This is a genomic window from Streptomyces sp. NPDC056161 (genome assembly GCF_042268025.1).
Lineage (GTDB): Bacteria > Actinomycetota > Actinomycetes > Streptomycetales > Streptomycetaceae > Streptomyces.
This window is the reverse complement of record NZ_JBHJUV010000002.1, coordinates 352,311-379,270: the sequence shown is the minus strand read 5'-3', so window position 1 is coordinate 379,270 and position 26,960 is coordinate 352,311. Positions and strand designations below refer to the sequence as shown.

Sequence of the window (26,960 nt, the reverse complement as noted above, 5' to 3'; positions counted from 1 at the left end):
GTGTGTCGAATATTCGTGCGGAAAGCTGCTGTGGCCGCTTACGGTGAGGCGGCGCGCGCCGGATGCCTGACCGGTCCCGGGCGTGTGTATCAGCAGCCGGGGGGCTGCTTGCTCACGGGGGAGGGGCTGTATTGCTGTGCCGTCGTTCCGGAATCCATGTCAGTCCCGTTGTCGGCGTATTGCCTTGAGTTCTTCTCAGGATGTCGTACGGCGGTGATTCTTCCCGTCCTGCGGTCCCGCTTTCGGCGTGCAGCCATCTGACGATGAAAGGGATGTTCCTTGCGTTATAGACCGTGGTTCCGTGTGTCCGGGGCGCGAAGACCCCGATGGCTTACATCTGCTGTGACGTCCACGGTGGCCGTGGCGGTGCTCGGTGCCCTGGTGGTGCAGCCGGGGTTGCCGGCCCGGTCCAGCGGCCTCGGCGACCTCGCCCCTGTCGCCGACAGCTATGACGGTTTCGACACCGCGGCCGCCGAGCAACTGCGGCAGGACCAGTGCTTGATGGCGGATGTCCTGCGGCTGGGCGGCCCGTCGATGTCCGGTGTTGCGCGGGACGCGCTGAATCAGGCGCCGGACGCGTTGCACGCCGCGGCGAACCGCCAGTACTGGGACGACACCCCGCTGTCCAGGATGTTCGAGCAGGACCGAGTGCTTCTGGACAGTGATTCCGCACGTCGCGATACCACCCGCAAGAGTTGGCCGGTCCCGCTCAATGGTCTGGCCACGCCCCTCGGATACTCGTTCGGGGGGTTCTTCACGCCGCCGGACGGGAAGGAAGATTTCTTCGCGCGGACGGGGCTGCCGCAGTGGTCGGGTGAGCAGTGGTGGCGGAGCGAGGACACCTTCTACGAGGACCCGACTCCTCGGGCTGACGAGGCCACGGCGAAGGCCGTGAAGGACCTGGGCACCCCCCTCTACGGCAACGACCCGGACCCAGCGCTGCCCACCTGGAAGCGGGACTACGAGGAGAATCAGGCGTGGGAGCGCCTGGTCAACCGGCCCCTGGAGCCGATTGGCGCCGACAACGCCCGCCTGTTCCTGGGCGCCGGTGGCTTCGCCCGCAGCGCCCCCGAGACCGGCAGTCTTGAATTCCGGGTCGATGTGGAGGACCTGAAGTCCCGCTTCGCGGCGTGTGCCTGGCGTGGTCCGGTGGATCCGGACCGGGTCCTGGGACAGGAGGTGGCTGCCGCATCGGCCGAGTGGCAGCAGGAGATCGCTTCGCAGGCCACCCAGCGGAACCAGATCCTGGACGCGAACCAGGACGCCACCGACGCCCTGAAGGCCAGTGCGACGGCCATGGGCGACCTGCTCGGCCAGTCCTGGATAGCCGACCACCTCACCCGCTGGCAGGACCATTGGAGCGCCGGCGGCATCGGCTGGATCGGTGATGCCCCGCTGGAGATCCAGGTCCCCGGGGCCACGGGCAAGTGCCTGGACGTGGCGGGCGCCGGCATGACGAACGGCACCCCGGTACAGATCTACACCTGCAACGGCAGCGCCGCCCAGAAGTGGCAGATCTGGGCGTCCTACGACGGCGGCTACCAACTGTTGAACCCCAACTCGGGCAAATGCCTTGAGGTACTGAACGGCAGCAGCGCCGACGGTACGAAGATCGACATCCGGGACTGCGGCGACAGCACGGCACTGCAGTGGACGTTCGACGTCCGCAGCGCGGGCGCGCTGCGGAACGCAGCCACGGGCAAATGCGTGCACCTGCCGACGTTCGCCACCAGCCAGGATGCCGTGCTGTCGGCGTGCAACAACTCAAGCGCGCAGAAGTTCCTGATCGTCCCCAAGGGCCACACCGGCGACGACAGGCTCGGCTACCCCAGCCAGGCCCAGTTCGACAAGGCGAAGCGGGGTGTCACGGCCGCGCAGGCGCATGCGAAGGAACAACTCGCCGTCCTCAAGACCCAGCTCGCTGCCGGGCAGCAGGCGGCGACCGCCTCCGACACGGCGCTTCAGTCCGCCTACCAGATCGCTGACGCGAACGGGGCGCCGCGAGGCCGTGGTCTGCTGGTCGGCCAGCAGAAGGACCAGGTCACCAGGGGCGTGGCGGCTGCGCTGCAGGCCCTGGAGAAGGCCGGTGAGACGGCCGAGGCCGCCACCCGTGCCTCCGCCGGCGACAGCCAGACCATCGCGCAGCGCGCCCTGGCACAGACCGCCCAGACGAAGGCGGAGTTCCGCAAAGAGGCTGCCGCCAGGGCCGAGTGGCAGGCCAAGGCCGCCGCGGACGCCGCCAGGATCCACCGGGACAACGCCAAACAGGACAAGGAGACGGCCGAGGCAAAACTCGCCGTCGCGGTCAAGGCCGAGGCGGACGCGAAGGCCGCCGCAGCCGACGCCCACGCCAAACGACTCGCGGCCGAGGCCGAGGAGAAGACGGCCAGGGCGGAGAAGGACAACGCCGCAGCGAGCCGCACCGAGGCCGCCGAGCACCGCAAGAACGCCGAAGCCCAGGCGGCGACGGCCAAGGACGCCAAGGACAAGGCCGAGGCATCCGAGAAGACGGCCGAGGACCGGCGCGATGACGCGGTCAGGGCAGCCGACCACGCCAGGTCCCTGCGCGATGACGCCTGGGACGCCGAGCAGAAAGCCGATGCCGCCCGCGCCAAGGCCGACGCCAAGGACGCCTACGCAGACTCCCTCGATGCCGGCGAAGCAGCGGATGCCGCCCGCGCCGCCGCGAACGAGGCCGACGGGCATGCCGACGACGCCGAAACCGCCGCCGCCCGGGCACGCTCCGAGGCGGACGCCGCCACCCAGGCCGCGGCCGACGCCGACGCAGCCGCCACCCGCGCCGAAGCAGCAGCCAAACGCGCCCGCTCAGCCGCGGACGCCGCACAGGCCGACAAACTGAAGGCCGACGCGGCCGTGAAGACCGCGACCAGCGCCACGGCCGACGCGATCACGGCAGCCCAGGACGCCGCCACCGAAGCCAACACCGCGGTCAAGCTTGCCGACGAGGCCGAACAGCACGCCAAAGACGCCAAAACGCAGGCCGACGCCGCCAAGACAGAGGCCGGCAACGCCCGCTCGGCCGCGGCCACCTCCGCAGGCTTCGCCCACGTCACGGCACAGGCCGCGGCGGATGCGGGCAAGGCCGCCCAGCAGGTCGCCGACCCCGCCAACGACGCCATCCAGCTCGGCGCACCCTACATCGACACCGACTCCGCGGCCGGTCTGGTCGTGCTGACCGGACAAGGCTCGAAGTCCATCGCCGAGCAGCAGCAGGCTGTCGCCGACGCACACGCCAAGAACGCAGCCGCCGAGGCCCAGGCCGCCAAGAACATCGCCGACCAGGCAACCGGCGACGCCAAGGAGGCATACCAGCACGCGGCAGGCGCCGCCCAGTACGCCGCCGACGCCCGCACCTACTCCAAGGAAGCCCTCGGCTACGCCGCCGACGCCGCCAAGGCCGCATCCGCCGCAGCCGCCTCCCTGGCCCGCACCATCGACTACGACCAGCAGGCCACCACCGACGCCACAGCCGCCGACAAGGCCGCAGGCAACGCGGAGAGCTACGCCAAGGACGCCCGCGACTCCGCCGACTCCGCCGAACTCGACGCCGAAGCCGCCCGCACCGCAGCCGCCCAGGCCGAACAGGACGCCCAGGACGCCCGCGACGCAGCCGACCGCGCCGACACCGCCGCCACCGAAGCCGAACAGGCGGCTAAAGACGCCGACAAGTACGCAAAGGAAGCCCAGGAAGCAGCCGAACGCGCCGAAGCAGCCGGGAACGCCGGTCAGATCTCCTCGGGAACCGTCGTCGACGAAAGCGGCGCCTCCATCGGCAACATGTTCTACGTAGTCGACCAGGTGGAGAAGCTCGGCGAGCCGGAGGTGATCAACAAGCAGAACTGCAACCCGATCATCCACACCGGCGACTGCAAGATCACTGCGAAGATCCGGTTCAAGGCCGTCCTTGACCTGTACCTGTGCACCGCGCAGGACCTGGACCTCTCGAATTTCCAGTGTCCAACCAGCTCGACGTTGTACCTCGGCGACTACTCGACCGCGGAACTGTCCTCCGAGGTCACCGACACAATCTCGATGCTGGAGTTCAACGAGGGCATCGACCCGGTGGACATCCTCCTCGGGCACTGGATCAAGTGCGTCCAGAAGGTCGCTCCTGGAGGAGGTGACGGAAGCTGGAGCGGATGCGCATGGGCAGCCGTGGACGTCGCCACCCTGTTCGCGGGCAAGATCCTCAGGCCCATCGCGGACGCCGTCAAGGCGGCGGACGCCGCCGCGCGGACCGGCATCGGTTTCACCGACGCCCTCAACGCGCTGCGCACCCTCGGGCTGGCCGACGATGTCGTCGCTCGAATCGGGTACCGGGCCATCGACGAATTCGTCGAGTTCTGTACCAGGAGCGGGGCCCTCAGGCATCTGACCGCACAGGCATCCGTGGCGGCCGAGGGATGCCCCACGGGCCTGATCCGCTACGGCAGCGACGAGCTGAGCCGCGTGGCCTACCAGTTCAGAACGGAGTCCGGTTTCTACGGGGCGCAGCACAATGTCGCCGTCGCCAAGGTGCCGGGGTGGAACGACCCCAAGACCGGGGACCTCGTGGTCGCGAGCAGCAGTTTCGCCGGTCACTCGGAGACAGCGATTCTGGACAAGCTGAAGGCGAAGGGGTTCGACCCTCACCAGATCACCGCTCTGTACACTGAGCGGCAACCCTGTGGTGATTGCGCCTCCGAATTGGCCGATGCCCTCAAAGAGGGAACACCGATCACGTGGTCGGTCCCTTACTACCCAGGCATCGAGAGCGCGGCGAAGCAGCTGCTGGCCAGTTACGTCAAGCTCGCCGGCGGGGGGCGTTCAGCACGCTCCCTGACAGGCCGAGAGCAGGAAGAGAAGTGAAGGACGCATGACCGAGCACGGATTCGATCTGCCGCCGAAAGCCCCGCCGGACGTCCTCGCCCAGCGTGACGCGCTGGCTGAAGAAGCCTGCCGCGCACTGGCCCGGGCCGGGATTCCCGTTCACCGGGGTGACCTCGGAGGCGAGTTCGAAGGCAGGCCCGGGGCGGAGGTCCAGGTGGACCCTCTCGCCGTCGGCGGTGTGCTGGTGGAATGGAACACGGAGGCGGAACTGACGACTGCCGCTGTGAACCTTCTGGCGGGCGGAGTCGATCCTTCAGATCTGCCGCACGCGATCCGCCATTACGAAACTGTCCATTCCTGTATGCGGGACGCCCTCCTGGGAATTCTCACCTCGGCGGGATTCCAGGTCGAGAAGGCAGACGGGCACACCTACGGGACTGCGGTCTTCGTCAAGGGATTCCAGCCCTGACCCATCTTTCAGGCATCGTCGGCACCGCGCGGTTTCGGTGTGGGTACGCGCGCTCGACCTGGACCTCGTAGCGGAAGACAGGCCACCGCTCTCCGGTGACCTCCACCCCTCCGGCGGGGAGACGGCCTTCCGCCTCCCCGCCTAAGCATCCGTTCCCGCGAAGTCAAACCATGAACAGTCGTTCGGAGTAGGGGTATGGCTGCCGCTTCGGAATTGCTCGTTCAGATTCTCAGCGGCTCCACTCTGCGGATGGAGGTTGGAAGGATCTGTTGCCGCCCGTTCCTCAGCGCGGAACCGATGCCTGCCGCCCGAGACTGCTGCCGACGTTCTGTTTACTGTATGCGTGGATCTGGCTGACGGTGACAAAGAGGGAAGCAGGGCCGCCGAGACCCCGACGGTACTGGAGTCGCCGGGTCCGCGGTCCTTCGGGAATGGAGAACCCAGGAATGCTGTTGGGGCATGCGGCCACTTAGGTCTCCCGTGCGGCGGCGGCAGCATCTCGCAGACGGACGTCGCCCGCACATGGCGAATTCCCAAGTAAAAGGACACTTGCTCTACAGCGAATCCACAATCGGTCGGCAAGGGGTTTGCAGGGCGTGATATTCACGCGCGATGACCGGGCGGGGGAGGGGAAGCTGTCTTCGCGGCTCGGTCTGGTGACGGAGGCTGTCGAGGCGGCGCCGGGGATGGATCTGTACGCCTATGTGGTGGGTCGTATGTCGCAGGGCGACAGGGTCGACTATCTGATTGTGGATGAGGCGCAGTTCCTGGCGCCGGAGCAGATCGATCAGCTGGCGCGGGTCGTGGACGACCTGGGCCTCGATGTCTTCGCCTTCGGTATCACGACCGACTTTCGGACCAGGCTCTTTCCGGGCTCGCAGCGGCTGATCGAGCTGGCGGACCGGATCGAGACCCTTCAGGTCGAGGCGATGTGCTGGTGCGGGGCGCGTGCCACGCACAATGCCCGCACGGTGGGTGGCGCGATGGTCGTGGAGGGTGAGCAGGTTGTCGTCGGTGACGTGAACGGCTCCTCCGCGGAGGTCGGCTATGAGGTGTTGTGCCGACGGCATCACCGCCGCCGCATGACGAGCGCCACTGCGCGTGCCGGCGTGTTCTCGCCGGACGGCCTGCCGTTTGCCCCCGATTGAGCCTCGAACCTGTCTGCCGCGCCGTGGCCGTGGCGGCGGCCATGGCGACTACACGGCCGCTGAGCCGTCAGTCCGACGCCCGCACCCTAGATGATCAATTCCAAGGGATGCCTGCGGAGGGTGTGGGGTGGGCGGCGGCCGAAGCCACCGCGAGACGGTCAGGCGGGCTGCCGGCCCTGGTTGTCGAGGTGGCAGCGGGCGGTCAGGCGTCAGGGTCGACTTCGGGGTGCGTGAACCGCATGGGCTTGCCCAGCGACCGGGCGTAGGCGATTTCGGCTCGGGTGCTGTCTCCGATGTAGTCGCCGACTACGAGCACCTCATCAGCGAGCCGGATCTTCGCCCGGTGCAGATCGTCGAGTCGAACCTTCAGCGCCTCTGCCTCGACAGGATCGGACCAAGGTTCCTGCGGCGACTTCATGTCACAGCCCGGTTTGACCACAATCTTTCCGGCTTTGGTCTCCCGCAGATCGGCCTCGTTCATCTCGGTCATGAAGCGGGTGGAGCCGCAGATCACGACGATACGCGGGAGGCTCAACAGCTTCTTCGCGGCGGCGAGCTTCTCCTCGGGGCTGAGCAGTTGCGGGTATGACACTGGTTCCTCCTGGTGGTGTGGTCCAAGGGGTGCCTGCGGAGACGAGAACGAGGGTCTCCAAGATCGTTTTGTGACGAACGACGTGGACACCCTCGCGACAGCGCTCTATGCGACGACCGACGACATGCTGAAGGAGCATCCCGACCTGGCGCCGTGGCGCCCACCGGTCGGCATTACGCCCCGCCTGAGCGATGCCGAACTGGTCACCCTCGCCACGATGCAGGCCATACTCGGCTACACCTCCGAGGCCAAATGGCTCCGCCATGCCCGTGCCCACCGTGCTCACCTGCGCCACCTCTTCCCCCACCTGCCCCAGCAGTCCGGCTACAACAAGCGGCTGCGCAAGGCCGCCGGTCCGATGCGAAGCGTCAACCAGATCCTGGCCACGACCATCTCGGTGTGGAGCGGCGACGTATGGGTCGTGGACTCCACCCCGGTGGAATGCGGCCGCTCCCGCGAGACCGTCATACGCTCCGGCCTGGCGGGTTGGGCCGAATACGGCTACTGCGCCAGCCACAGCCGCTTCTTCTGGGGCCTGCGCCTGCACCTGGTCTGCACCCTTCAGGGCCTGCCCATCGCCTTCGCCCTGACCGGGGCCAAGGCTGACGAACGCGAGACCCTCCTTGACCTCCTGGCAGCCGAAGCAAGGCATCCTCGCGCTGACCGCCGCGATCTGGCACAACGACGCCACCGGACAAACCGTCCTACGCTCACTGATCGCCTACGATCACTGACCCCTTGGACTAGATCATCTAGAAGCGACCTGTGCATGGTCTGGACCGGTGCCTGGCTGGCCGAGTGCATCACGCTACGGCAGCCCGCCGACCTGGACAAACCCGACCTGGACCTGCGGCTCGGCGTGCCCGCAGCCGTCGCGTCCCCGGCCGCGCGCACGGTGACTCTCGCCGACAGAATCGAACTCGCTTACGATGTCCTGGTTTTGGTTGCAAACTGAGCGGCACGGACAACACCAAGTCCGCCGCGACGACTCCATTGACCCGCGCCGACCGCGGCTGGGCCCGTTTTCACAGGCGGAGACCATCGGTTACGACCTCACCGGCAACCGGCAACCGGCACGCGGGTATGCGCACATCCTGGGCCTCGATACAGGGTGCGAGTTCGTGGCGCCCAGGGGGTGTGTTGTAGGGCGCCGAATCGCGGAACTGATCGACTCAGCCGCCGCTCTTGCGTCGGAACGACCGCTGGCTCGCAGCCGGGCCGTGCGCCCTGCGGACCTTCGACGCATCGACGTTCGCAGCGAGGTCAGCGGCGTCCGCCTGCGCACCGCGCTTGCGCGCCAGGGCCTCCCGGAACTTGCGTTTCAGGTCGTAGTGGCCGTCGCTGTCGGGTTCCAGAGCGGACGTCTCGGGGTCGGTCGGCTCCGAACCTTCTGTGGATGCTGACTCTGCGGTCATGGTGACCTCCTGGGTTCGGGCAGTGGGAAGCACAGCTTGTCATGCCGGGCGCAGCGCGGGGTGCCGGGTGCGGGGTTCCGGCAGCATCATCTCGGCTCCGGCTACGGTGGGTATCGCCTCGCGGCCGGGCACACCACGTGGGCGTTCATCTCGTAGGCGTACGCACGGGAGGGTTTCGGGCCGGGCTGGAGATTCTCCCTTTCGTGGTCGGACGTATTCGATTATCAGGGCAGCGGCTCTCACCCGCCGCGACGCACCAGGGCCGCCTTGCGGGCCTCGGCGAGCTTCCGGGCCTCGGCGGCCTTTCGGGACTTGCCGCCGGCGCCGCGGGAGGTGTCCTTGCTGGTGCCCAGGCCGCGGAAGGGAGCGTTGGTGTTTTTGGGCCGGGGCGTGGCGGGCCCGCCGTCGAGCGGGGTGCCGGAGGGGGCCTTGGCCCCGGTGATCCGGCTCAGCTCCGCCTCGCCCGAGCGCACCTTGGTGATGGTCGGCTCGATGCCGGCCCCGGCCATCAGCCGGCTCAGCTCGCGGCGCTGATCCGCCAGTACCAGCGTGACGACGCTGCCGGAGTCACCGGCTCGGGCGGTGCGGCCGGCGCGGTGCACATAGTCCTTGAGGTCGGTGGGCGGGTCGACGTTGACCACGAGATCGAGGTCGTCGACGTGCAGGCCACGGGCCGCGACATTGGTCGCCACCAGGACGGCGATCTGGCCGTTCTTGAACTGTGCCAGGGTCCGTGTGCGCTGCGGCTGGGACTTGCCGCTGTGCAGGGCCGCAGCGTGCACCCCGTTGGCCCGCAGATGCCGGGTGAGCTGGTCGACCGCGTGCTTGGTGTTCAGGAACAGCAGTACGCGGCCGTCGCGGGCGGCGATCTCCGTGGTGACGGCGTACCGGTCGGGGCCGTGGACGACCAGAACATGGTGGTCCATCGTCGTGACTGAGCCCGCGGACGGGTCGACCGAGTGGACGACGGGGTCGTGGAGGTGGCGGCGGACCAGCTGGTCGACGTCGCGGTCCAGGGTGGCCGAGAACAGCATCCGCTGACCGTCGGGGTGCACCTGGTCGAGTACCTCGGTCACGTGCGGCAGGAAGCCCATGTCGCACATCTGGTCGGCCTCGTCGAGGACGGTGATCCCTACCCGTCCCAGGCGGCAGGCCCTGCGCTCGATGAGGTCGTGCAGACGGCCGGGGGTGGCGACGACCACCTCGGCCCCGTCGCGCAGCGCAACGGCCTGCCGGCCGATCGACAAGCCGCCGACGACCGTGGCCATCCGCAGCCGCAGTGCCTCTGCGTACGGCGCAAGCGCCTCGGTGACCTGTTGGGCCAGCTCTCGGGTGGGCACCAGGATCAGAGCGAGAGGCTGCTTCGGTTCCGCGCGCCGCCCGGCCGTCCGTGCGAGCAGCGGCAGGCCGAAGGCGAGCGTCTTGCCCGATCCGGTGCGCCCGCGCCCCAGGACATCGCGTCCCGCGAGGGCGTTGGGCAGCGTGGCCGCTTGGATCGGGAAGGGCTCGCGCACACCGAGTTCGCTGAGCGTTCGCAGTATCTCGGCGGGCAGTTCCAGGCTCGCGAAGGAAGCGAACGGGGGCGCTGTTGGGGCAGTGGCCATGAGCGGGGCGAGATCACTGTGCGAGGCGCCGGGGTGGTCAGGATGATTCATGAAGAGCCTTCCGCATGCGAACGTACCGAGGAAGGCCCGGTAGGAATGAGCAGTCGACGAACAAGAGGAACCGGACAGGCAGGATCGCCAACCGTCACGAGCACGCAAAAGCATAAGGCTAACACAAAGTGACAGCCCCGCGTTCTGAGATCGCGGCCCGGCGGTGCCGGCCCCAGTCGGCCGTCTGCGCGCTGCTTCCCCCGGCTGCCGGCCCCTGCGGGGCCGCGACCCCGATGGCTGTCTTGACGTCTCTTCCAGAAGGCCGATCGAGATCTTCTCGCCGGATCCACGCACGGCGAGCGGTGGCTAGCCGGGCTGAGGGGTCCCGCACACCCTTGTTGTTGCGCCACGAGTGCGGCCGGGTTGTTGCGCCACGAGTGCGGCCGGTGTCGCGGAACGCCGGTGTGCCCGGGAGAAGCCGGGTGGCATGACGAATGCAGAGCGTGCGCAGGGGATACCGTCGTCGCGGTGCGGTAGATGCGGACCACCGCCCGCTGTTCATGTCCGGTACGTCGTTGTAGACGGGCCGGAGGGTGAGCAGCTGCGACGGCGTCAACTGGATGTGATCCGCGCCGTCCTGACGTTCCTTGCGGATCAGGAGCAGGCCGCTTGCCGCCCCGGAGACGGCGAGGATCGAAGGTGTGGTGACCGTGGAGGGCCAGCGTTCGACGTTCGGACAAGCTCGTGCATGTTTCGGGCGTTCACGCTGCCTCCCTGAGATACGGAGGGTGCCGCTCGGCCCGATCGTTGCCAGGGAGGAGGGGAACTATCGGAGGCCGTGGCGGTCAAGGCGGTGGATGAGGCCGGGACGGCGCCGGTAGTCCTCGCGCAGGCTGATGAGGCGCTGTCGGAAGTCCGTGCTCCTTCCGATGTGGGCGTACGCGTCGCGTAGTTCCGCGAGGAGGGTGACGGCCTGGTCGTAGGCGTTGGTCTTCTTGGTGGTGATGTGTGCCTCGATCTGCCGCCAGGTGGAGTCGGCCTCGCTCGCGAGGGTGGTCAGGTGCTGGGCGCGGGTTGCGGCTCGTTCGTGTTCGGCGCGCTGTCGACGTTCGGTGCGTCGTGTGTGGGCGGCGTCCAGGAGTTGGGCGGCGGAGCGGCGTCCGGGGACGGTGGCGGGGGCGGCGGTGGTGCCGTACAGGCGGTGCAGGAGTCCGGTGCGCAACTGGGGCTCCGGGCCGAGGGCGAGCCGTAGCAGCAGAGCGTCCTTCTCCTTCTGGGGCAGGGCGGCGATGAGCGGAGCGAGTTCCTTCTTCGCGGGCCTGGCCGACGTCTTGGGCGTGACGGGACTGGCCTGCGCCGCGACCGCCAGCAGATCGCCATCCACGCGCAGGAAGTCCGCGAGCGCGCGCTGTGGAGCGGTCAGCTCGCCGAGCCCGGCCGGGACGGGCGGCTCCGGGCAGGTCTGGTACTCCTCTTCGCTGTCGTCTTCGAGTTCCCAGGCGGCGAGCGCGGAGAGCCAGGCGAGGTAGAGGGGGCGCAGGTCGCCGGTGGCGAGTTCGTCGCGTACGCCGATGAGGGCGGCCAGTGAGTCGTCGGCGCCCTCGATCCAGTCGCCGCCCTCGTCCTCGCTGGTCAGGTCGAGCAGAAGGTGGGTGCGGGTGGTCCAGGCGTCGACTTGGTGGTCCAGGCAGTACGGCTTCACCGTGGGCAGGGCCAGGGCCTGCTTGGACAAGCGGAGCAGCAGCCGGTGGGTGCCCCAGTTGGTGACATACAGGTGGGCGTCGAAGTAGCGCTCGACCATGTGGCGCGGATTGGCGCTGAGGTCACCCCAGTTGTAGGTATTGGTGAAGCTCGTGGCGGTGATCCGGGCCCGGGTGGAGATGGCCCGCAGTTGTTCCTGTTCTTCGGGACTGAGCGGACGGTCGAGGGCCTGGAACTCGTAATACTGGTACTCGCTCACACGGCGGACCCTATCGCCGCCGCAGGTGGGCTGGGACGCGGAGGGGCCACGGCGGCGGAGCCGACCGGACGCCGCACTCTGACGACGTAGGGCGAGCAGGGGCGAAGTGCTGCGGGGGAGGGACGGGCTGCGGCGGTGCGGACCGAGCGGGCGATGGAGCACGATGTGAGACCCGAGCCCGCGACCGCGCTGCAACTGGCGGCCGCGGGCAGGCTGCAGCGCAGCGACAAGACGAAGCCCCCATCCGCGGTCACCCTCCGCGCGCGGGGCCAGGTTCTCACCGGCGGTGACTTCTACGAGGGCGAGGCGGTCAGGCCGTTGCCCTTGACGGCACCTTGGGCTTCCGTACGGCGGGAGCACCTCACGACGGACATCGCCCGCACATGGCGCATTCAGTGCCGCGGCGCGGGCGGCGGCGCTGTCGCCGGATGTGCTGCCGGTCACCGGCATGTGACCGCCGGTCGGTGAGAAGCGCGTCGACTTGCTTGCCGGTCGCACACTGGCCATGGAGGAGCGGGAGGCTCTGGGCCGTGACCCTGGTCGGAGGTCCGAGTGCCAGGCAGGACTCGCAGGGCGGGGCGCGGGGTGACTGGCCGTGACGGGGCCCGCGTGCCGCTCAGTTGGACGTCATGGTGTCGTTGTCGCGCTTGGTCGCAGGTTCGAGTCCCCGGCGGGGCACCAGACAGATGGGAACCGTTGCGGGCGGTGGTTTCCGGGATCACGGATGACCGTGGAATCCACTCTGCACCTATGCAGAGGCTGTGCCGTTGGCCGCAGGTTCGAATCCTGGGCAGGAGCCACACCACATGGCTGGTCGGGCGCACGGCGCTGACCTGCGCATTTGCGTCACGATGGCGGTTGAGGGGCGGGCGCGGCTGGCGCCGCTCCAGCCGTGGACGGTCTCGGCGGCTCCGAAATCCGCGAGCGGGGCGACGGAAGGTACCGCGCGCGGTTGACGTGTGTCACGAGTTCGGTCGGGCATGACGAGACGCCGATGCGCCGGGGAGACGGTGGGGTGTATGGCGAATGCGGAGCGCGAGCCGTGCGGTTCCTCTCCGGTGGCCTGCTCGTGATCGCGCTCACCGACGACCGGGGCCGGCTGCTGTGGGTCTCTCCGCGGCCCGGCCCGCGCGGACCTCGGAGGTCACCGCCTGCCCACACGGCAAAACTCACCGCCCAGCTCCGCGCGGCCGGCCTCGGAGCCATCGCCGACCTGGGCTTCGTCGGCCTCGACGACAGTGATCCCGACGCTGACCCGGCGGTGATCACCGGTACAAGGCCGCCCGGAACCGGCTGCTGACCCGTGGCCAGAAGCTGTCGGACAAGGCACTCGCCGCAGTGCGTGCCCCGGCCGAGCACGGCTTCGCGCACCTGAAGAACTGGCGCGTCCTGGGCAAGGTCCGCACGGATCCGAGATGGGCGACCGCGCTGGTGCGGGCCCCTGCTGGTCCTCACGGACAAGGAAGTTGCCCGATGACGGACGATCTTGTCGCTGGACTACCGCCCCGGACCTGGCTGAGCGTCCCCACACCTACGCACACCAGCCCGCCCGACCCGCAGTCTCACGATGCACACGTCTCAGTCAAAACACTCGGGCCGACTTCACCACGGGAGGAGAGCAATACGTCTCCTCCCAGGACTCTCACCGTGCTCTGCCAGGTGCGCCGTTCGCAGTGCCTGCCTGGGAATGTTGGGGTCCGCGGCTGCCGGAACTGCGGCGAGGACCGGGGGCAGCTGCCGGGCGGGCAGCGGATCCGGCCGTCGCGATGTCGGGGAGGAAGCGGCGCGCAGCGGCACTGACATTCAGCATGCCCCAGCTGTCCGGGACCGTGCTGTGCAACTCGACAGTCCGGTACTGACGGGCTGTGGCCAACTGGGCGGCCTGCCAGGCGGTCGGTGCGAACCCCGGGGGCGGACTGCCGGTCTGGGGAGGCACTGCGCGCAGTGCCATGGCGGTGAGCAGGGACTGTGTTTCTGCTCGGAAAACGCTGCGGGGCAGCTGATGGGAGGCGGCGCCGGTCACTTCGACGCGGTGCTGTCGTCCCCGGGCCTCGAAGGTGAGGCCGTAGCCGAGATACTGCTGTTCCTTGCTGAACATCAGATCTCCGGTGATCCGGCCACCGCAGGCTCGGGTCCAGTTCCCCAGTGCGGACGCGGCCTGCGGCAATGGTGCGGTCCGGCCCACGCAGCTGACGTACGCCTCAGCCTCTACGTTGCCCTCCCGGAACAGGATCTGCCCACGGGGGCCTGTCTTCATCTGCACGGCTCCCACCCGATTCGACGGGGCGATGTTGATGGCCAGGCGGCCGTCGCCGCCGTGTGCGGCGTCGAACAGCTTGCGTACTGCGTTGAACTGCACGTTCTCGAACAACACTTGAGGAATACGCGAACCGACGATGGTCACATGCGCGTGGGGATTTGCCTTGAGGATGATCTCGGCGTTGGCCGCGGCGTTGCCGCCGGAACCGGTGATGAGCCAGGTGTTGACGACGTTCGGGTCGAAGTGGTTGCGATTGTCAGCGATATCGTCGCCCAGCAGGACCCGCCCAGGAGCCTGCGCCCTGGCGTATTCCCACTCCGCGGTGGCGTCGAGAGTGCGCAGAGCGCCTTGTGCGTGCTTCTCCTCGCGGAGCGCGGTGAGGACGCCTCCGGCGCGCAGCATCCGCAGAGCGGCCTGCGCCGTGGTAGCCGAGGTCAGCCCGCGCACCGGACGGGAGGCGGGAAGGTGCTTGCGCAGGGCGTCCAGGGCTTCGGACAATGTCTGAGCGCTGGAGTCGACACCCGGAATCACTTCGGGCGGCACTCCTGTGGCGACGGTCGGTGTGCCCTCGACCCTGATGCGGACGGGCTCGGAGCCGTCGGTGGGCTTGATCTGCGTGTAGAGGTGGCCGTCCTTGCCGGGGACAAGGCGGGCGTGACCGTCGACGACCGGGCCGCGGGCGGCCAGGGTGTCCTGCCACAGCTGTATGGCTCGCATCGGTACCCGGCTGGTGGGCTGGGCGAACTGGTGAGGGTGGCCGATGCCGGTGGCGGGTAGGGCTCGCACATGGTCGGCGGACTGGACGATGCCCTCGCCGGGATCCAGGTGCCAACGGCCGCGCGCATCAATGAGAAGTGTGTCGGAGGTCCGGCAGGTGAGGCTGGCCCCACCGCCGATGATCACCTGCCTGCTCGGCCATTCACCTGTTCGGGCGATCTCGGCTCGCAGCTCGTCCAGAGTACGGTCACTGGCCCTGGTGCGCTGTTCGGCTGCCTGCCCCGCCGCTGCGGCGAGTTCCTCGCGGGGAATGGGCGAACCGTCCGGCCGGAATCCCGGCGTCGGCTGACTCGTGACAGCTCGCGGAACGCGCCGCGGTGCTGTCCGCGCGCGGGCATGGAAAGCCTGTACGGCACGGGTGTCGAAATTGCCCAGGCGCTCGATGGGGGCGGCCAGTTGCCGGACTGCGTTCTTCGCCGTCAGGGACAGGTGCCTATGGGCCGCCTTCCTGCGCAGGTCTGCGGCGGCCTGCTCCGCAGCGCGGTTCGCGGTTTCACGGATCGAGGCTTGAGGGCGAAGTCCTAGATGGTCCATCAGGGCGATGAATTCACTGCGTGCCTGATTGTGCTGCCGACTACTCAGGGCGTGGTCGTTCATACGGGCAGCGAGGTAATTGAGTTCTCCGACCCTGCCGAGATCCTCGTCCGAGAGTCCGCCCTCGCGCTCGGCTGCGCGGCCGCGCTTGAGGAAGTCCTGGTGGTGGGTGGTCCTCCCCGCGCGGGCCCGGTCCCGCACCGCGAGAGTCTCACCCAGCTCATGACTCAATGCCCGGCCGACCTGCCTCGGGTCCATGGAGTCGGACAGTTGCACGATGTGGTTGTCGGTCGTGGTGTTGACATAGGTGCGGGCGACGGTACCCGACGGCAGAGGGACGGCGTCCACCCGAACCGTGAAGGTCATGCCCTGGCGGTCAGTAGCGGCGAAGTACCTCTCCTTGTCACCCTCCCGTAGGTCGACGGAGCGCAGTCGGTCCGCGTACACGCTCCGTACTACTGCCGGAAGGTCCGATTCCGCCTGGGCGATGATTGTGGCCTGCCGGGTTCGCGCATCCGCGGTGCGATCGGCGCCCCGGCCCGTGAACGCGGTGCCGACGACATCGGTGGCGGTGATGGCCACCACCGTTCGGGGAGGCTCACCGGAATACTCGCTTGCGGCCACGGCCAGATGTCTCCTTTGTCTCATCGCCGGTCACGCATCCGAGGTGGCTTGTATCAGACGCGGCCGCGCCTACAGTAGCTACTTGCCCCTGAAAACGGTGGCGATTGCGGAGGGTTGACCTTTGGTGAGAGCTGGTGCGGACTTCTGGTGAGCCGGGACAGGTGACGCGGGTCATCGGCGGCCGGGGGTGGTGGCGGTGTGGCGGGTCTGGGAGTCCAGGACACATGGTGAGAGGTGCGGCCGGAGCAGGCACGGCAGTTACCGGCCGAGCCGGCTGCCTGCTGTGTCTTGACGTACGTTCTCTGGTCCTCCTCGCGTGGATAACGAGGCGGGCAGGAAGTCGGTGTCTCCGCATGGCTGAGAGGCACGGGCTTCCGCATGTTCGGAGGCGGGTGCCATCCGTTACGCCATCGCTTGCCGGTGAGAACAGCGGCACCTGGGGCTTCATCGTGGTGGACGGAAAGAACGGCTCCGCCATGTCACGCGAGGCGCATTCGGATGACCGGATCGGGCTGTCCTTCAGAAGCGACGACAACCAGAACTTCTCCTGCTCCGTCGATCTGGCCATCATTCCGGTGGAACCTCGACTACGTCGTCGACCCGCACGGCAACGCGATCAGCGTTGAGCCGAACGCTCCCGGCGAATCACGCCGGGAGCGCTCAGGTCCGGCCGAATCAGAAGGCGTCGATCTGCCAGGCGATCACGCCACTTGATCCCTTGCTGCCGTTGACGTCGATGCGTATCGGCTTGTTCACCGTGATGCGCTGCTGAACCACCGACTGGTCGCACGGGACCGGTCTTTCCTCGCTCTCTGGCGTCACGGTGAGGTTCGCGCTGCCGCTGCCGAAGCAGACCACGTTGAGCCGGTAGGTCCTGCCCTCGCTCAAGGTGGGTTCGGTGTGGATGCCGTCACTGACGCGTTCCGCGCCGGCTTCGACCATCTTCCCGTCCTGGACGGCGGCCAGAGTTGCCTGAGCCTGCTCGGTGAGCTTCTGCTCGGACGGACCGGCGGTCGTCCGGGACGCGCTCGGCGCGGATGAGGGTGACGTCTTCGCCGACGTGTCGTCCTCGCTGCCTGATGTGCAGGCGGTGAGACAGAGCAGCGACGCCGTGAGAGCACATCCGACGAGTGAGGCTCGCGGGACCAAGTGGGTCATGATGGTATTTCCCCATACTTCCGGCCGGTTTCGGGACGGGGGCAGCGTGCCGTTCCCTGGCCGATGTGTATGCCGACGTAGTCCTTTGCCTTTGGCGGAGCGGTACCTCTTCCAGGACGCCTTGTACCCCATGAACCGTACTTCAGGGGACTGTACTTGTTGCTGTTGTTGCTGCTGTTGGTGTGGGGGTACGCGTGGCCGGTGGTGGCGGGCAGCTGGCGCCGATCTTGCTGCTGACGGTCGACCTCGCCTTCGCGATGATTCCACTCCCGGTGAAGCCATCGCTGCCCCGGCAGCCCTCGCACCTGCGCCGGAGCCCTCGCACTTGCCTCGGCGGCCCTCGCACCTGCGTCGGCAGTTCCACCTGCCGTTCGGTCCCTGTGGCCGCAGGCCGGTTCGTGCCCGGTCATCTGGGGAGCTGATGGCGGGGGAGCTGGCGGCGATCGTGCCGTTCGAACTCGTCGACGCGGTCTCGGCGCAGACGAGGACCGTGCAATCGTGGTTGCGTGATTCGCCTTCGTGGGCCGGTTCCGGGACCAAGGGGGTGACGCCGTCCGTGTCCGATGCGGGCGTCCGCACGAGGGCGGGTGCCGTCCCTCCCCTATCGCAGGCCCTCGGTGAAGGCCAGAAGTGGCGCGGCGGTCCGTGGCGGGTCCTCAAGGTTCGGTGAGTGGCCGATGCCGGGCAGCATCTTGACCGTCGCGCCCGGGACGGCGCGGTAGTCGGCCGCGGACGTGGGGCGCCACCTGCGGTCCTCCGCTCCGAAGAGCACCAGCAGCGGCTTGCCGAGCGGCGCCAGCCGTACCGGGAGCGACCGCTGGTCGAGAAACGCGCGGATCGTTCGTGACGTCGCGCCGAACATGTGGAAGTCGATGTCCCGGAACTGGTCCACGAAATCCTGGGGGATCGCGAAGCCCTCGTGGAAGCCGTCGCTCACGGCCCGGCGAATCTGGTCGTCCGTCAGGTCCGTCCACGAGTCCGTCCGGAACGGGACTTCCTTCGCGATGTAGGCGGCCATGTCGGGGCCGGTGTTGATGAGCACGACGGCGGTCACGAGGTCGGGTCGTTGCTCGGTGAGGGCGGTGGCGAACACCCCGCCACTGGAGTGGCCGACGGCGGCGGCGTGGTCGACGCCGAGCCGGTCCAGCGCTTCGCCGGCCCGGCGGGCCTGGTCGTCGACCGTGTAGCTCGCGCCGTCCGGTCTGCCTGACCGGCCGCACCCGAGCAGGTCGATCCGGATGACCCGGTGAGAGCCGGTCAGCAGCGGAACCATCGGCTCCCACGAGCGAGCCGACGCGCCGGTTCCGTGGATGAGCAGGAGTGCGGGGGCGCCGGGCGGGCCGTCCTGGCAGACGTGGATCTCACCGTCGGCCAGGGGCAGGGTCGTTTCCTCGGTGGCGAGGTGTGACGTGTTCTCGGAAGCGGTCATGCGGGCAGTGTGGTCGGCGGTGCGGCCCGGTGGCTTGGAAAAATGTTCCGGCGACCGGCGTGCGTAACATGGAGGAATGGGGGCCGAAACGGACGATCTGCTGTGGGACATCACCTGTCCCGCACGTCCCATCCGCATGCCTGGCGTCACCATGGCCGGGTTCCGTGACCGTGGCATCACCCCGCCCGGTCTCCGGCTCATCCCGCATCCTGCCGTCGCCCTGGTCCTGGTGTTCGGCGGCACGATCGTCGTGGAGGACACCACCGGTCGGCAGCAGCACGGCAGCTTCGTCACCGGGCTCGGGTTCGGCGAACGCCTGGCCGCGCTGCGGGTCGACGCCTTCGAGTGCCTACAGGTGCGCCTGTCACCGGTGGTCGCGCACGCCGTCCTGGGCGGGGTCGTCGCCGACCTCGACACCACCGCGGTGACCCTCGACGACCTGTGGGGCCGGGAATCGGCGCGGATCAGTGAGCGACTGGGCGACCTTCCGTCCTGGACGGACCGCTTCGCGTGGGTCGACGCGTGGCTCGCCCGTCGTTGTGCGGCGGCGTCGCGGGTGGCCCCGGAAGTGGCCTGGGCCTGGCGTCGGATCGACGCCAGCCGGGGCACGGTCCGGATCGAGCGTGTCGCGACCGAACTCGGCTGGAGCCGCAGACAGTTGTGGTCCCGGTTCCGGTCGCAGGTCGGTCTGTCGCCCAAGCGCGTCGCGAAGCTGGTCCGCTTCGACCACGCGGTCCACGGCCTGGTCGCGGGTCAGGACGCGGCGGGAGTCGCGGCCGACAGCGGCTACACCGACCAGTCGCACCTGCACCGGGACGTCATGGCGTACACCGGGTTGACCCCCGCGACCGTGGTCGACGAGCCGTTCCTCGCGGTCGACGACATCGCGTGGGGCTGGCCCGGACCGGCCCGGAAATAGAGCGCCGGCGTGGGCAGCCGCATCGTCCTGAGTCGCAGGCACGCGGACACCGGTGGCGCCGCCCCGCGGCCCCGCCGTCCGTTCGCACCGTCCCTGACCACGGGCCTTGTCCGGCCAGGTGCGCCTCGTCGCCACGCCCTCCCGTCGGCCCACCGACACGGACCGCCTAGGAGTCGGCGCCCCCGTAGGAGGACAGTTCCTCCGCGGTCAGGAAGGGCCGGCACGTTTCGAGGAGGGTGCCGGCCATCGCCGTCGCCGCGGGTGTCGCGGGGAACTGGGCCTGGGTGGCGAGCGCCAGCGTCCAGGTGATGGTGGGGGTGACCGGAATGGTCCGCAGATCCGGGTAGTTGCCGGCCGCCGTGGCGGGCATCAGGGTGACGCCGAGCCGGTTGCGGACGAGCCCTGCGGCGGTGTCGTAGTCGGCCACCTCGTAAGGAGCGTCGACGTCGGTCCCGGCGGTGGTGAAGGCGTCGTCGGTCTGGCGGCGGATGCCCCAGCCCGCCGCGAACCGTACGACCGTCTCCCCGGCCAGGTCCGACACCTGGACCTGGCTGCGGGAGCCCAGCCGCTGATCGGGCCGGCACAGCAGGACCAGGGGTTCACGGGCGACCGGCCGCAGGGCGATCTGCGGTGGTGCCGTGGTGGCGGCGACCAGGGCGAGGTCCAGTGAACCGTCCGCGATGGCGGCCAGGTGCCCGGCGGTGCCGGCGACGCTCTGGTGCAGCCTGATCGAGACCAGCGGATATTCGGTGTGGAAGCGGCCGAGGGCGGCGGGCAGGTCGAGCGGTCCGGACGACATCAGGGTGCCCAGGTCGACGCTGCCGCTGAGGTGCTCGCGGAACTGGTCCACGGAGTTCTTCGCGCGCCGGGCCGCGGCGAGCGTCCCGCGTGCCTCGGTGAGAAACCGGGCGCCCGCCGGGGTCAGCGCGATGCGGTACCGCGAACGGTCGAGCAGCTGGATGTCGAGTTCGCGTTCGAGCTTGGCGACCGCCGTCGACACCGCCGACTGCACGACATGGACCCGCTCGGCGCCACGGGAGAAGCTGCGCTCCTCGGCGACGGCCACAAAGTACTCAAGCTGCCGTAGTTCCACCCATACATTATCTCACATCGAGATCATCTCCATCGGGTCTTTTTGTTGGACGAGATATATCTGCCGGGGTCATGCTTTTCGTCACGGGTCGAGAAGTGGATCCGTGTGAGGGGAGACGAGCGATGGCGATCGATCTGACCGAGGAAACGATCACGGCCGCGGTGCAGGGAACCTTCGCCGGGGCGAGTGATGCGCGCCTGCGTGAACTCTTCGTCAGCCTGGTCCAGCACCTGCACGACTTCGCCCGCGAGACGCGCCTCACCAGCGAGGAATGGTTCACCGCGGTGGACTTCCTGGAACGGGTCGGCCACCTGTCGTCCCCCACCCGGCAGGAGTTCGTGCTGCTCTCGGACATTTTGGGACTGAGCGTGCTCGTCGACCGGATCAACCACGCACGCGGCTCGGCCACCGACTCCACCCTGCTCGGGCCCTTCTACGTGGAAGGCCGGCCCCGCGTCGAGAACGGCGCCGACATCTCCGCGGCGTCACGGGCATGCCGTTGTTCTTCAGCGGTGCGGTCGTGGACCCCGAAGGACGGCCGGTGGCGGGTGCGTGCGTGGACATCTGGCACAGCGACGGCGAAGGCTTCTACGACGTACAGCAGGCCGACAGGCTGAACGGCGAGACCGCCATGCGGGCGCTGCTGGCGACGGACGACGACGGCCGGTTCTGGTTCCGTTCGATCGTGCCGCGGTACTACCCGGTGCCCACCGACGGCCCCTGCGGCGAGATCCTCCGCGCCGTCGGCCGCTCCCCGATGCGGCCCGAGCACATCCACTTCTGGTTGCACACGAAAGACCACGAGTCGCTGGTCACGATGCTGTTCCGGGGTGACGACCCCTATCTGGAACGGGACGCGGTGTTCGGCGCCAAGACTTCACTGGTCGCCGACTTCGTCCAGCACGGCGCCGGGGAGACGGCGCCGGACGGGACCGTGATGTCCGAACCCTTCCAGACCGTCGAATGGACCTTCGCCTCGCCCCGGACCGCCGCTGACGCCGCGGAACCGGACCCCCCTGTCCAACACCCGTCCAGAAAGGACATCCGCGTGCGCGCGCTCCGTTTCGACCGGTTCGGCGGTCCCGAGGTCCTGGGCGTTGCCGAACTGCCCGTTCCGGGGCGGCGGAGATCATCGACGAGTTCGTCCCCTTCACCCCCGACCCGGCCGCACTGGCCGGCGAACTGCTGGCGCACACCGGACACCGGGGAGCCGAGGTCGTCTACGACGCAGTCGGCGGGATCACCACCGCCGCGGCCCTCGCCTCGCCGGCCCACCGGGGCAGGCTCGTGGTGATCAGCGCCGTCGGCACCCCGACGGTGGAGATCCACCTGCCCGACTTCTACCGCCACGAGGCCCGCATGCTCGGTGCGGACAGCCGCAAGCTCGACGTCACCGAGTCGGCCGAACGGCTGGCCCTGCTCACCCCCTACTTCGAGCGCGGCGACTTCCGCCCGCTGCCGGTCACCCACCGGTTCGGCCTCGACGAGGGCCCCAAAGCCTGTGCCGCGGTGGAGGACGGGGTCTCCGGCCGCGTCGTCGTCGTTCCCTGAGGCCGTCCGCAACCACCGAGGAAGGCGACACCATGACACGCTGCGCAGGCACCCGTATCACCGTTCTCGACGAGAACTTCATCGACATCCTCCTACCCTCGACCCCGGGCATCCGCCGCTGCACCATGGACCAGCACTTCAACTCGCGCTACGGCGAACTGCTCGCGAGAACGGGCTGTGCTTCCTCGTGGAGACGTTCACCGAAAGCGGTTCCAGCACGATCCTGTTCGACGCCGGGCTGACCTCCGAGGTGGTGCTGCACAACGCCCGGCACCTCGGCGTCGATCTGCACGAGGTGGAGGCGGTCGTCCTCAGCCACGGCCATCCCGACCACTTCGGCGGCATCAACGGAGTCCTCAGGGCGATCGGCCACCCGACCCCGGTCGTCGTGCATCCGGACGCGTTCGACCCGCGGATGATCGTCACATCGCACACCACCCTGCCGATGATCAATATCGGGCTGACACGGGAGGGAATCCGAGCATCGGGCGGTCAGCCGATGGAGGCCCGCGGCTCCGTCCCGCTCGGACCCGGCCTGCGCACCTCGGGCGAGATGCGGACCACCGCCGACTTCGAGTTCGAAGCCCCCGCCGGACGCCTGTGCGTCCACGCGGACGGCCGTGTGGAGGCCGACGACATCGAGGACCACCAGGTCCTCGGCATCGACGTCGAAGGCCACGGGCTGATCGTCATCGACCCGTGCGGGCACCGCGGCGTCGTCAGCTCGGTCGAGCACATGCGGGCCCTCACCGGCACCGAGAAGGTCCACGGCGTGCTCGGCGGGTTCCACACCGGTCATCCCGGCATCAGCACGGGCTGGATCGAGAACACGGCGAAGGCGCTCGCCGCCTACGAGCCGCAGCTGATCGCCCCCATGCACTGCAGCGGATTCCCCCTCAAGAAGGCCGTCTCCGACCTCGCCCCGGAGGCGTTCGCCCTCATCACCGCGGGCACCGTGCTCACCATCGGCGACGTACCCGCCGACACCGCACCTGGCAGTGACCCGCGGCCCTTCGAGCAACCGTACAGAGGTCAAAGGTGACAGGCAGAACGCTCAGCAAGGGGGCATCGTCTGCACCGGAGCCCCCGAATCGGTGAACTCCCGCGCGGCGACGTGCTGGTGGAGGACGGCACGATCACGGCCGTCGGCGAACACCTTCCCGTGCCGGACGCACACGTCGTCGACGCCGACCGGCCGAACCTGTTGCCGGTGAACAACCTGTCGGCGGCCATCACCCTCGCCGACAACGAGAACGCCGACACCCTCGTCGCCGGCGAGCCGGCCCGCGCGAGCAGGCCGAACGCCTCCTCGCCCTGGTCCTGGGCGGCTGCGCGGCGGAACAGGGCTGAACCGGCGGGCGGGGAGGCCGCCGGCGGTCAGCGCGGGCTCTGGATCACGGAGAAGACCGTGCCCTCCGGGTCCGCCACGGTCGCCACCCGCCCGTGCTCGCTGTCGTGCGCCGGCTTCAGGATCCCGCCGCCCAGGTCGACGACCTGGCGCAGCGTCGCGTCCGTGTCGCCGACCTCGAAGTACGTCAGCCAGTGCGGCCCGCGGGTGCGCGGAAGCCGCTGTCCCGCACCGTGCACGCCGGCCACCGGCCGGCCGTCGACGTGCAGGGTCACGTAGTCGAAGTCGGCGGACACCACCGGATCCTGCTCGTACCCGAACACCGACTCGTAGAACTTGACGACGCTCGCGGTCTCGAAGGTGACCAGTTCGTTCCAGGCCGGCGTGCCGGGTACCCCGGTGACCGCCGTACGGAGGCGGGCGGTGCCCTGGCAGACCCCGAAGACGGCTCCCGCGGGGTCGGAGGCGATCGCCATCCGCCCGGCCTCGTCCGCGTCCAGCGGACCGACCCCGACGGTGCCGCCGCACAGCCGTACCGTTTCCGCAGTCCGGTCCACGTCGTCGGAGGCCAGGTAGGGCGTCCAGGCGACGGACAGCCGCCGGTCGGGCGGCAACTGGCCGATGCCGGCCACCTCCTGCCCGTCGAGCAGGGCCCGCACGTTCGGGCCGAGTTGCAGCGGTCCGGGCTGGAACTCCCAGCCGAACAGCGCGCCGTAGAAATCCTCCGTCGCCGTCAGCGCGTGCACCATGAGACTCACCCAGCAGGGTGTGCCGGGCGCACGCTGGGCGTGCGCGCCGTCGGCCGAATCGGCCGACCCCCGTGACTCGGTCATCGTCACCCTCTCCCCGGCCCCCTGGCGGTGGCCGTGTCGCTTCCGCTCGGCGGAACCGGTGTGCCGCGGCGGTGCGCACGCACCGTCCCGCTGCTCACACCCTCCGTGCCCGCACGTGGCACGGCTGCGTCACCACCCGACGGCACACTGCCGGGAGAATGCCTGATCTGTCGTTCCGTGCCCGTTATCGGGCGTTTGCCGTCGGGTGTCCATCAGCTGTACAGCACGTGCCCGGTTCCGTACGCCTCGTGATCGAGCCTGTCCGGCGGAGCAGAGTAGTCGGACCTGGACGACGCGGCCACCCCTGGCGTATGGATGGGGGCCATGGAAGTCATCATCAGCGCATCCCGACTCGCCCACGACCTGACCGCGGACCGTCCGCCCGTGCTGCTCGACGTCCGCTGGCAGCTCAGCGTGCCCGGGGCGAACGGCGCGACGGCCTTCGACGGCCGGGCCGCATACGCGGCCGGGCACCTCCCCGGCGCGGTCTTCGTCGACCTCGACGAGGAACTGGCCTCGGCCCCGGGGGAACGCGGCCGGCATCCGCTGCCCGACCTGGCCGAGTTCGGCGCCGCGATGCGCCGCGCGGGCGTGTCGGCCGACCGGCCGGTCGTGGTGTACGACGGCGGTCAGGGCTGGGCGGCGGCCCGCGCCTGGTGGCTGCTGCGCTGGACCGGGCACCCGGACGTACGGGTCCTGGACGGCGGGCTGTCCGCCTGGGAGGGACCGCTGTCGACCGACGTCCCCGAGCCTGCCGAGGGCGACTTCGAGCCGGTGCCGCGGCCGACCGGGCTGCTGGACGCGGCCGGGGCCGCCGCGCTGGCCCGGTCCGGGGTGCTGCTCGACGCCCGCGCGGGGGAGCGGTACCGGGGCGACGTCGAGCCGATCGACCGGGTCGGCGGCCACATTCCGGGTGCCGTGTCGGCGCCGACCAGCGAGAACGTGGGGCCGGACGGCCGGTTCCGGCCCGCGGACGAGCTGACGGCGCGGTTCGCCGCGCTCGGTGTCTCTGCCGGGGCGCAGGTCGGCGTGTACTGCGGCTCGGGGGTCTCGGCGGCCCACCAGGCGCTGGCGCTCGCGGTCGCGGGGATCCCGGCGGAGCTGTACGTGGGGTCGTGGTCGGAGTGGTCGGCGGATCCGTCCCGGCCGGTCGCCGTGGGACCCGACCCGCAGTGACGACAGTGGAGGCGGCGGGGGCTCGGACACCGAACCTCCGCCGCCTCCGCTACGGCCAGATCACCGGCGCTGCTTCACGGGTCGCGGTGGGAACCCGCCGGGCCGCCACGGATACGGGCGCCTCGGGCGGGACCGCTACCGGTGGCTTCCGGCGCGCGCCCCGGACTGCTCCCGCTGCGCGGGGTTATTCCTGCTTCTTGCGCCGCGTGCCGAAGACGATCTCGTCCCAGCTGGGGACGGCCGCCCGGCGGCCCGGACGGACGCCGTCGGCCTCGGCCTGGCGGTCGGTGGCGCCGACGAGGCGGTCGCGATGGCTGCCGACGGAGCGTGGCATGAGGACGTCCGCGTAGGCGGAACCGGCCGAGGCCGCCGGGGCGGGGGGCTCCTCCGCCCCGGGTTCCGCGACGGGCTCCTCCTTGGGCTCCGCCGGGCGTTCGGGTACCACCATGTCGCCCCGGAAGCTCGGCACCGCCTCCAGCAGGCTGGTCAGCGAGTCGCGTTCGCTCGTGCTCTCCTCGGCCGGCTCGGGAGCCGGGGCCGGCAGGCTCGGCCGTTCCCGGTCGTGGGAGCGGTCCAGCGCGCGCTCGCGCGGCAGCCGGGCGATACGCGGCACGAACGGAAAACTCGGCTCCGGTACGGCGAGGTCGTCGGACTCGCCGATCAGCGAGCGCGCCTCCTCGTCGACGGCCTGCACGAGCCGCCGCGGCGGGTCGTACGTCCAGCTCGCGGAGTGGGGTTCACTCGCCACCCGGTAGACCAGCAGGACCTCCCAGGTGCCGTCGTCGCGGCGCCACGAGTCCCACTGCACGGTGTCCTTCTCGGCGCCGCGCAGCAACAGCCGTTCCTGGACGGCCTCGCCGAGCAGCGGGCCGGAGTTCTCACCGGGGCGGCGTACCGAGGTCTTGCGGGCCCGCTCCGCCATGAAGGCGCGCTCCGCGAGCACGGGGCCCTCAAACCGACGTACGCGGTCGACCGGGATGCCGGCGAGTTGCGCGACCTCTTCCGCGGTCGCGCCGGCGCGTATCCGCGCCTGGATGTCACGGGGGCGGAGATGGCTCTCCACCTCGATCTCGATCTGGCCGAGCCGGGGGCGGTCGCCGCGCACCGCGGCGCGTAGCCGCTCGTCGATCGGAAGGGTGTATTCCGTGGAATCGGCAGCCTTGAGCACCAGCCGTGTGCCGTCATTCGAGACGGCCACGACACGCAGTTCGGGCATGGGAACCTCCCGGGTGGTGCCTGCCGACGTCAC

The 26,960-nt window shown here is 69.5% G+C and carries 20 protein-coding genes and 3 pseudogenes; 13 read left to right on the top strand and 10 right to left on the bottom strand.

What is annotated here, in order from left to right; genetic code table 11:
- Positions 1-501 precede the first annotated feature (501 nt).
- The 3 genes and pseudogenes from ACFC09_RS03550 to ACFC09_RS03540 all read left to right on the top strand — a co-directional run.
- Positions 502-4,869 carry an RICIN domain-containing protein gene (locus tag ACFC09_RS03550; RefSeq protein ID WP_376523644.1) on the top strand — a complete coding sequence of 1,456 codons (4,368 nt, stop codon included), beginning with the start codon at positions 502-504 and terminating at the stop codon, positions 4,867-4,869.
- Positions 4,870-4,876: 7 nt separating this feature from the next.
- A complete protein-coding gene (locus ACFC09_RS03545) occupies positions 4,877-5,299 on the top strand; it encodes a hypothetical protein (RefSeq protein ID WP_376523539.1) in 423 nt (140 codons plus the stop codon).
- 539 nt (positions 5,300-5,838) lie between these two features.
- A pseudogene (locus ACFC09_RS03540) lies at positions 5,839-6,447 on the top strand (thymidine kinase); the annotation flags it as partial.
- Positions 6,448-6,649: 202 nt separating this feature from the next.
- Here the strand turns inward: ACFC09_RS03540 and ACFC09_RS03535 are convergent.
- On the bottom strand, positions 6,650-7,039 hold the full coding sequence (locus ACFC09_RS03535; protein WP_376523536.1) for a hypothetical protein: 390 nt from the start codon (positions 7,037-7,039) through the stop codon (positions 6,650-6,652).
- Positions 7,040-7,109: 70 nt separating this feature from the next.
- Here ACFC09_RS03535 and ACFC09_RS03530 point away from each other — a divergent pair, with 70 nt between their 5' ends.
- Complete coding sequence (locus tag ACFC09_RS03530; protein WP_376523534.1) at positions 7,110-7,994, top strand: transposase; 885 nt, start codon at positions 7,110-7,112, stop codon at positions 7,992-7,994.
- Between the two features lie 217 nt (positions 7,995-8,211).
- On the opposite strand, the gene ACFC09_RS03525 is transcribed toward ACFC09_RS03530, so the two are convergent.
- The 3 genes from ACFC09_RS03525 to ACFC09_RS03515 all read right to left on the bottom strand — a co-directional run bounded on the left by ACFC09_RS03525 (position 8,212) and on the right by ACFC09_RS03515 (position 12,009).
- Positions 8,212-8,454 (bottom strand): DUF5302 domain-containing protein, encoded by a 243-nt coding sequence (locus tag ACFC09_RS03525; RefSeq protein WP_376523531.1) that lies wholly within the window; start codon positions 8,452-8,454, stop codon positions 8,212-8,214.
- Positions 8,455-8,693: 239 nt separating this feature from the next.
- The gene (locus ACFC09_RS03520) at positions 8,694-10,109 is read right to left on the bottom strand and encodes a DEAD/DEAH box helicase (protein ID WP_376523529.1); all 1,416 of its coding nucleotides are present in this window, start codon (positions 10,107-10,109) and stop codon (positions 8,694-8,696) included.
- A gap of 766 nt (positions 10,110-10,875) precedes the next feature.
- Entirely contained in the window at positions 10,876-12,009 is a 1,134-nt protein-coding gene (locus ACFC09_RS03515; protein WP_376523526.1) for a hypothetical protein, read from the bottom strand.
- A gap of 165 nt (positions 12,010-12,174) precedes the next feature.
- On the opposite strand from ACFC09_RS03515, the gene ACFC09_RS03510 reads away from it, so the two are divergent.
- Positions 12,175-12,477: a hypothetical protein gene (locus ACFC09_RS03510; protein WP_376523524.1), complete on the top strand. Its 303-nt coding sequence runs from the start codon at positions 12,175-12,177 to the stop codon at positions 12,475-12,477.
- Positions 12,478-13,069: 592 nt separating this feature from the next.
- Positions 13,070-13,486: pseudogene (locus ACFC09_RS03505) on the top strand (transposase family protein); the annotation flags it as partial.
- A 165-nt stretch (positions 13,487-13,651) separates the two neighbouring features.
- Here ACFC09_RS03505 and ACFC09_RS03500 read toward each other — a convergent pair.
- On the bottom strand, positions 13,652-16,204 hold the full coding sequence (locus tag ACFC09_RS03500; RefSeq protein ID WP_376523521.1) for a hypothetical protein: 2,553 nt from the start codon (positions 16,202-16,204) through the stop codon (positions 13,652-13,654).
- A gap of 353 nt (positions 16,205-16,557) precedes the next feature.
- Here ACFC09_RS03500 and ACFC09_RS03495 point away from each other — a divergent pair, with 353 nt between their 5' ends.
- Positions 16,558-16,830, top strand: coding sequence for a hypothetical protein (locus ACFC09_RS03495; RefSeq protein ID WP_376523518.1), 273 nt, complete (start codon positions 16,558-16,560; stop codon positions 16,828-16,830).
- A gap of 49 nt (positions 16,831-16,879) precedes the next feature.
- On the opposite strand, the gene ACFC09_RS03490 is transcribed toward ACFC09_RS03495, so the two are convergent.
- Together ACFC09_RS03490 and ACFC09_RS03485 are read right to left on the bottom strand one after the other, a co-directional pair.
- Complete coding sequence (locus ACFC09_RS03490; RefSeq protein WP_376523516.1) at positions 16,880-17,362, bottom strand: hypothetical protein; 483 nt, start codon at positions 17,360-17,362, stop codon at positions 16,880-16,882.
- 601 nt (positions 17,363-17,963) lie between these two features.
- Positions 17,964-18,791: an alpha/beta fold hydrolase gene (locus ACFC09_RS03485; RefSeq protein ID WP_376523513.1), complete on the bottom strand. Its 828-nt coding sequence runs from the start codon at positions 18,789-18,791 to the stop codon at positions 17,964-17,966.
- 76 nt (positions 18,792-18,867) lie between these two features.
- Here ACFC09_RS03485 and ACFC09_RS03480 point away from each other — a divergent pair, with 76 nt between their 5' ends.
- Entirely contained in the window at positions 18,868-19,710 is an 843-nt protein-coding gene (locus ACFC09_RS03480) for a helix-turn-helix domain-containing protein (protein WP_376523511.1), read from the top strand.
- Between the two features lie 166 nt (positions 19,711-19,876).
- Here ACFC09_RS03480 and ACFC09_RS03475 read toward each other — a convergent pair whose 3' ends face one another.
- Positions 19,877-20,803: a LysR family transcriptional regulator gene (locus ACFC09_RS03475; RefSeq protein WP_376523509.1), complete on the bottom strand. Its 927-nt coding sequence runs from the start codon at positions 20,801-20,803 to the stop codon at positions 19,877-19,879.
- Between the two features lie 122 nt (positions 20,804-20,925).
- On the opposite strand from ACFC09_RS03475, the gene ACFC09_RS03470 reads away from it, so the two are divergent.
- The 4 genes and pseudogenes from ACFC09_RS03470 to ACFC09_RS03455 all read left to right on the top strand — a co-directional run bounded on the left by ACFC09_RS03470 (position 20,926) and on the right by ACFC09_RS03455 (position 23,396).
- Positions 20,926-21,420, top strand: a complete 495-nt coding sequence (locus tag ACFC09_RS03470) for a dioxygenase (protein WP_376523507.1) — start codon at positions 20,926-20,928, stop codon at positions 21,418-21,420.
- Positions 21,324-21,656 (top strand): annotated as a pseudogene (locus ACFC09_RS03465) (hydroxyquinol 1,2-dioxygenase); the annotation flags it as partial. The gene ACFC09_RS03470 and the pseudogene ACFC09_RS03465, both read left to right, overlap by 97 nt.
- Before the next feature lie 275 nt (positions 21,657-21,931).
- Complete coding sequence (locus ACFC09_RS03460; protein WP_376523643.1) at positions 21,932-22,354, top strand: zinc-binding dehydrogenase; 423 nt, start codon at positions 21,932-21,934, stop codon at positions 22,352-22,354.
- The gene (locus ACFC09_RS03455) at positions 22,305-23,396 is read left to right on the top strand and encodes an MBL fold metallo-hydrolase (protein ID WP_376523504.1); all 1,092 of its coding nucleotides are present in this window, start codon (positions 22,305-22,307) and stop codon (positions 23,394-23,396) included. Before ACFC09_RS03460 ends, ACFC09_RS03455 begins: the two co-directional genes overlap by 50 nt.
- Before the next feature lie 335 nt (positions 23,397-23,731).
- On the opposite strand, the gene ACFC09_RS03450 is transcribed toward ACFC09_RS03455, so the two are convergent.
- Positions 23,732-24,535 carry a VOC family protein gene (locus ACFC09_RS03450; protein WP_376523501.1) on the bottom strand — a complete coding sequence of 268 codons (804 nt, stop codon included), beginning with the start codon at positions 24,533-24,535 and terminating at the stop codon, positions 23,732-23,734.
- A 324-nt stretch (positions 24,536-24,859) separates the two neighbouring features.
- On the opposite strand from ACFC09_RS03450, the gene ACFC09_RS03445 reads away from it, so the two are divergent.
- On the top strand, positions 24,860-25,711 hold the full coding sequence (locus tag ACFC09_RS03445; protein ID WP_376523498.1) for a sulfurtransferase: 852 nt from the start codon (positions 24,860-24,862) through the stop codon (positions 25,709-25,711).
- A 184-nt stretch (positions 25,712-25,895) separates the two neighbouring features.
- Here the strand turns inward: ACFC09_RS03445 and sepH are convergent, their stop codons facing one another.
- Positions 25,896-26,927 (bottom strand): septation protein SepH, encoded by a 1,032-nt coding sequence (sepH, locus tag ACFC09_RS03440; RefSeq protein ID WP_376523495.1) that lies wholly within the window; start codon positions 26,925-26,927, stop codon positions 25,896-25,898.
- Positions 26,928-26,960: the final 33 nt, after the last annotated feature.